This window comes from Acidithiobacillus sp. TH-A36, assembly GCF_057473445.1.
The window spans coordinates 1-5,776 of record NZ_JBYCKP010000600.1; the positions used below are offsets into that span (position 1 = coordinate 1).

6 protein-coding genes are annotated in these 5,776 nt (G+C 56.2%); all 6 read left to right on the forward strand.

What is annotated here, in order from left to right:
* The coding region (locus AC2VLY_RS15140) for a pyridoxal phosphate-dependent aminotransferase (RefSeq protein ID WP_486892135.1) at window positions 1–678 on the forward strand (678 nt) is incomplete at its 5' end.
* A gap of 4 nt (window positions 679–682) precedes the next feature.
* On the forward strand, window positions 683–1,699 hold the full coding sequence (gene aroF, locus AC2VLY_RS15145) for a 3-deoxy-7-phosphoheptulonate synthase (protein WP_486892136.1): 1,017 nt from the start codon (window positions 683–685) through the stop codon (window positions 1,697–1,699).
* Between the two features lies 1 nt (window position 1,700).
* On the forward strand, window positions 1,701–2,582 hold the full coding sequence (locus tag AC2VLY_RS15150; RefSeq protein WP_486892138.1) for a prephenate dehydrogenase: 882 nt from the start codon (window positions 1,701–1,703) through the stop codon (window positions 2,580–2,582).
* Window positions 2,582–3,883 carry a 3-phosphoshikimate 1-carboxyvinyltransferase gene (gene aroA / locus AC2VLY_RS15155; protein ID WP_193650186.1) on the forward strand — a complete coding sequence of 434 codons (1,302 nt, stop codon included), beginning with the start codon at window positions 2,582–2,584 and terminating at the stop codon, window positions 3,881–3,883. The genes AC2VLY_RS15150 and aroA overlap by 1 nt, the downstream gene beginning before the upstream one ends.
* A complete protein-coding gene (gene cmk, locus AC2VLY_RS15160; protein WP_486892140.1) occupies window positions 3,880–4,560 on the forward strand; it encodes a (d)CMP kinase in 681 nt (226 codons plus the stop codon). Before aroA ends, cmk begins: the two co-directional genes overlap by 4 nt.
* An 80-nt stretch (window positions 4,561–4,640) precedes the next feature.
* Window positions 4,641–5,776: 30S ribosomal protein S1 (locus AC2VLY_RS15165; RefSeq protein ID WP_486922562.1), on the forward strand; the 1,136-nt coding region annotated here is incomplete at its 3' end.

Sequence of the window (5,776 nt, forward strand, 5' to 3'; positions counted from 1 at the left end):
CGCAATTACGGACATGATCTGGATGCCATGACGGCCTTGCTCAGTGAGCGGACGCGACTGGTATTTATCGCCAATCCCAATAATCCAACCGGCACGCAATTGTCCGGCGCGGCCCTGGAAACCTTTATTGACAGTGTCCCGGCGCATGCCCTGGTGGTTCTCGACGAGGCCTATCTGGAACTGATGGACGACGAAAATTATCCGGATGGTCGCCAATGGCTGGAACGTTTCAGCAATTTGCTGGTAACCCGGACTTTTTCCAAGGCTTATGGCTTGGCCGGACTGCGCTGTGGTTATGGAATGGGGCATCCAGACCTGATTGCCGTGCTGGAACGCGTCCGTCAGCCCTTCAATATCAACAGCCTGGCGCAGGTGGCTGCGCATGCCGCCTTGCTTGATACCCGGCATCTGGAGGCAACGCGCGTCAACAATCGCCAGGAAAGACAGGTTCTGGCGGAGGGGTTGGATAAATTTGGATTGACAATTCTGCCCCCTGCAGGCAATTTTACCGCCTTCGCCGTACCGGGAGGAGGGCAGCGCGTGTATTCGGCGTTGTTACAGCGTGGTGTGATCGTGCGCCCCCTCAGCCCCTACGGCATGCCGGATCATCTGCGGGTGAGTGTGGGCCTGCCGGTGGAAAATCAACGTTTTTTGAAAATGCTGGGCGAGGTCCTGTAATCCCATGATCGTCATCGTCAAACCACAAGCAAGCGCAGAGCAGATGGAACAGCTGCTGGAGCGGATTCGCCAATTCGGCCTGCAGCCTATGGTCAGTACTGGCTCGGAACGGACCGTGGTAGGTCTGCTGGGCGACGAACGCTTGTTGCCGGAAGGCGCCCTGGAATCCTTACCCGCAGTGGAACAGGTTATGCCCATTCTCAAGCTCTATAAGTTGGTCAGTCGTGAATTCAAGTCCACCGATACCATCGTTGAGGTGCGGGGAATTCCCTTTGGTGGTAAACAAATCCAGATTATTGCCGGCCCCTGTTCCGTAGAAACGCCGGAGCAGATGCGCAGTGCTGCAGAGGCAGTGAAAGCCGCTGGATGCCGTCTGATGCGCGGTGGTGCTTTCAAGCCGCGCACCAGTCCTTATACCTTTCAGGGTGTTGGTGATGAGGGCCTGGACTATTTCCGGACGGCTGCTGATGCAGTGGGTCTGCCCATTGTTACCGAATTGATGGATGTCCGGAAAATCGACCTTTTCCTGGAAAAAGGGGTGGATATCATTCAGATTGGTACCCGCAACATGCAGAATTTTGATCTGCTCAAAGAAGTGGGACGTCTCGATGTGCCGGTCATTCTCAAACGGGGTCACAGCGCCACGGTCAAGGAATGGTTGATGGCAGCGGAATATATTGCCGCCCATGGTAATCACAAAATCATTTTTGCCGAGCGGGGCATCCGTACTTTCGAAACTTCCTACCGGAATGTGCTGGATGTCACGGCTATTCCGGTACTCAAGAAGGAAACCCACCTGCCAGTGATCGTCGATCCCAGCCACGCCGGTGGTAAGTCCTGGCTGGTTCCGGCACTTTCAAAAGCCGCCATTGCCGCTGGAGCTGATGGCTTGCTGGTGGAATCCCATCCCTGTCCGGAAGAAGCCTGGTGTGATGCCGATCAGGCGCTTAGTCCCCAGCAGTTGATGACCTTGATGGATGATTTGCATAAAGTCGCAGCGGCCATAGGGCGCGAACTGTAAGATGCCGGAGATTCCCTTTCAGCGGGTGGCCATAGTGGGCCTCGGGCTGATGGGGGGCAGTGTTGCCAAGACCTTGCGCGCTGTTGGGTATGAGGGTCCTATTCATGCCGTGTTGCCCAGTGCCGCTGCCGTAGCCGCTCTGCAGTCCAGTGCAGAACCTTGGCGAATTGAACTGGGTCATCAGTTGCCGGAGGTATTGGTGGATGCCGATCTGATCCTGCTGGCCACTCCGCCCAAAGTCTTACTGTCCCAGCTGCCAGAGGTTGCGCGCTGGGCAGGCCCTGCTGCGGTAATAACCGATCTGGCCAGTACCAAAAATACTATTGCCTGCCGGGCTACGGAAATTTTCGGGGCGCGCTTTGTACCGGGTCATCCGGTGGTCGGCAGTGAAATGACTGGCTTTCCGGCGGCGCGTGAGGACCTGTATCGTGCTGCACAAGTAGTTCTTACGCCGCTGGCAGGCCGGACGGATGAGCTGGCGCTGGACAAAGTCCGGCAGTTCTGGATGGCCTTGGGTGCCGAGGTGCAGGAAATGTCGCCCCAGGCTCACGATGCAGCGCTGGCAGCTACCAGTCACCTGCCGCATTTGTTGGCATATATCTATTTGGCCGGACTGGCGCCGCAGTTTCCCGGTCTGGAAAATCTGGCGGGTGGCGGTTTGCGAGATTTTTCGCGCATTGTCGATTCAAACCCCGCACTTTGGGCCGAAATTCTGCAGGAAAACCAGCAGGCAGTACGTCAGCAACTGCAACAACTCCAACAGAACTTAAGTCTGGCTGAACAACTTCTGATGGACGAAGCAACGCCCGATCTGCAGTCCTGGCTGGCGCGTGGCAAAACGGTTCGCCAACAATTTCATTTTCCACCGGTGCTTTCTGAATGATTACCCGCTACCTCGTCAAACCTGGCAATGCGCTCAAAGGCCGCTTCCCTGTTCCGGGAGATAAGTCCATTTCCCATCGCTCCGTCATTCTCGGTGCCCTTGCCGAAAACGTGACCGAAGTAGAAGGGCTCCTGGAGGGCGAAGACGTACTGGCAACCATTGCGGCATTTCGGGCCATGGGGGTCCAGATGGAAGGACCGGTAAATGGCTACCTGCGCATTCATGGAGTGGGTCTGCATGGCCTGAAGGCGCCGCAAGCGCCCCTGGATTGTGGTAACTCCGGCACGGCCATGCGTCTCCTGACCGGAGTGTTGGCCGGGCAGACTTTTGCCAGCACCCTGGTGGGTGATTCGAGTTTGCAGAAGCGTCCCATGGGCCGGGTCTTGAAACCACTTACGGCCATGGGCGCCGATATTCAGTCACAAGACGGTAAAGCACCCCTGCTTATTCACGGCAAGCCCTTGCAGGGATTGCATTATGAGATGCCGGTTGCCAGTGCCCAGGTGAAATCCGCAGTGTTGTTGGCAGGATTGTATGCCCGGGGCGAAACCTGTGTCACCGAACCGGCACCTACCCGGGATCATAGTGAACGAATGTTGAAAGGTTTCGGTTATGCGTTATCCCGACAGGGAAATCATGCCTGCCTGGAAGGTGGTGGTCAGCTCACAGGGCAACGCATCCAGGTACCCGGCGATATTTCTTCGGCAGCTTTTTTTCTGTTGGGTGCCAGTATCACCCCGGGTTCGGACCTGCTGCTTGAAGGGGTAGGCATTAATCCCACCCGCACCGGAATCATTGAAATCCTCACCCGGATGGGCGCGCGGATAGATTTGACGGCCCTGCGCGAAATTGGTGGTGAGCCGGTGGCGGATATCCGGGTACGTTATGCCCCACTGCAAGGCATTGAGGTTCCTCCCCATTTGGTGCCTTTGGCCATTGATGAATTTCCGGCCCTGTTTATTGCCGCCGCCTGTGCGAAAACGCCTACTACCATTTCGGGGGCTGAAGAATTGCGGGTGAAGGAAAGTGACCGTATTGCCGTGATGGCGGCCGGTTTGCGCGCTCTGGGTGTTGCAGTGGAAGAGCAGCCTGACGGGGCGGTGATTACGCCTTCCACCCTCTGTGGTGGGCAGGTCGATAGTCATGGCGATCATCGCATTGCCATGGCTTTTGCCATGGCCGGGCAGGTAGCCTCCGGAGATGTTGAAATATTGGATTGTGCCAACGTCGCCACCTCTTTTCCCGGTTTCCCGGTGCTGGCGCGTCAGGCAGGGTTGCGCCTGGAGGTCCTCAACGCATGAGCCGGATTCCTGTGGTGACGCTGGATGGTCCGGGTGGTGTCGGCAAGGGAACGCTGGGACGCATGCTGGCGCATGATCTCGGCTGGCACTTGCTGGATAGCGGGGCTATTTATCGTGCCCTGGCGCTGGCGGCAGATCGATCAGGAATCGCAAAAGATGATGAAGCCGACCTGGTTCGGCTGGCGCTGGAATTGCCCTTGCGCTTCCGGGGGGATGGCAACCAGACCCTGGTGCTGTTGCACGATGAACCGGTGGACGAGGCTATTCGTACTCCACGGATCAGCGCACTGACTTCGCAAATTGCCGTCATCCCGGCGCTGCGTACGGCTTTGTTGCAGCGGCAAAGAGACTTTGCCCAGGCTCCGGGTCTGGTGGCCGATGGTCGGGATATGGGTACGGTGGTTTTCCCGGAAGCGGTCTTGAAAGTTTTTTTGACCGCCAGTGCCGAAGAACGTGGTAAACGACGCCTCAATCAGTTGATGGAACAGGGGATTAGTGCTAATCTCGCGAGCGTTGTGGCGGAAATTGCAGAACGGGATGCCCGGGATCAACAACGCAGTGTCGCGCCGCTCCGGCCCGCTGCGGATGCCCGAATTTTGGATACCAGTGCGCAAACAGTCGTCGAAACCTATACGGTCTTGCAGGCGTGGGTAAAAACCGCGTTGCAGGAGAATTGAAACCGCCATTGATTTGGCATTGAGCTGTAATCAAAAGGGACACCCACGGTGCTCCCGGTACATGAGGCCTATTGAAATTTATGACCACCCCTAACGCTGAAATGCTTGTTGAACCCAGTTTTGCCGAGATGTTTGAAGAAAGCCAGAGTACCCAGGGTCTGAAGCCTGGTGAGTTGCTCACCGGCATTGTCACCCGCGTGGATAATGATTTTGTCATCGTCGATGTCGGCCTTAAATCCGAAGGACCCATTCCTGCCGAGCAGTTTCGCAATGCCGAAGGTGAAATCGAAGTCAAGGTCGGTGACTCGGTGGAAGTCTGTCTGGAACTGGTCGAAGATGGTATGGGTGAAACCCGTCTTTCGCGTGAAAAAGCCCGGCGTGCCAAGACCTGGGTCGATCTCGAAAAATCCTTCAATGACAATGAAGTGGTACATGGCTTCCTGACCGGTAAGGTCAAGGGCGGTTTCACCGTCAGCATTGATGGTGTCCGCGCCTTCCTGCCAGGTTCACTGGTGGATGTCCGTCCGGTGCGTGATGTGGCTTATCTCGAAGGCAAAGATCTCGAGATGAAAATCATCAAGTTGGATCGCAAGCGTAACAACGTGGTGGTGTCGCGCCGCGCCGTGGTTGAGCAGGAACAAAGCGCTGAACGTGGGGTGTTGCTGGAAAGCATCCAGGAAGGTGCCATCCTCGACGGTGTGGTGAAGAATCTCACCGATTACGGCGCATTTATTGATCTGGGTGGAATTGATGGTCTGCTGCATATCACGGATATGGGTTGGCGTCGCGTCAAGCATCCCAGCGAAGTGGTTACCGTTGGCGGCGAAGTGCGTGTCCTGGTCCTCAAGTTCGACCGCGAAAGAGGTCGTATTTCACTGGGCATGAAGCAGTTGGGTGAAGATCCGTGGCGTGATATTGCCCGTCGTTATCCTGAATCTACCCGCATTTTCGGTAAGGTCACCAATGTCACCGATTATGGTGCCTTCGTTGAAATCGAAGAAGGCGTGGAAGGTCTGGTGCACGTTTCCGAAATCGACTGGACCAACAAGAACATTAATCCGGCCAAGGCCCTGCATGTCAGTCAGGAAGTAGAGGTGATGATTCTTGATATTGACGAAGAGCGCCGCCGTATTTCTCTGGGTATCAAACAGTGTCTGCCTAATCCATGGGATGATTTTGCCCAGAACTTCCAGAAAGGCGATCGGGTCTCCGGCCA

Excerpts from the sequence above, each read along its gene's own strand:
- aroF (WP_486892136.1), top strand. The coding sequence starts at position 683 with ATGATCGTCATCGTCAAACCACAAGCAAGCGCAGAGCAGATGGAACAG.
- AC2VLY_RS15150 (WP_486892138.1), top strand. The coding sequence starts at position 1,701 with ATGCCGGAGATTCCCTTTCAGCGGGTGGCCATAGTGGGCCTCGGGCTG.
- cmk (WP_486892140.1), top strand. The coding sequence starts at position 3,880 with ATGAGCCGGATTCCTGTGGTGACGCTGGATGGTCCGGGTGGTGTCGGC.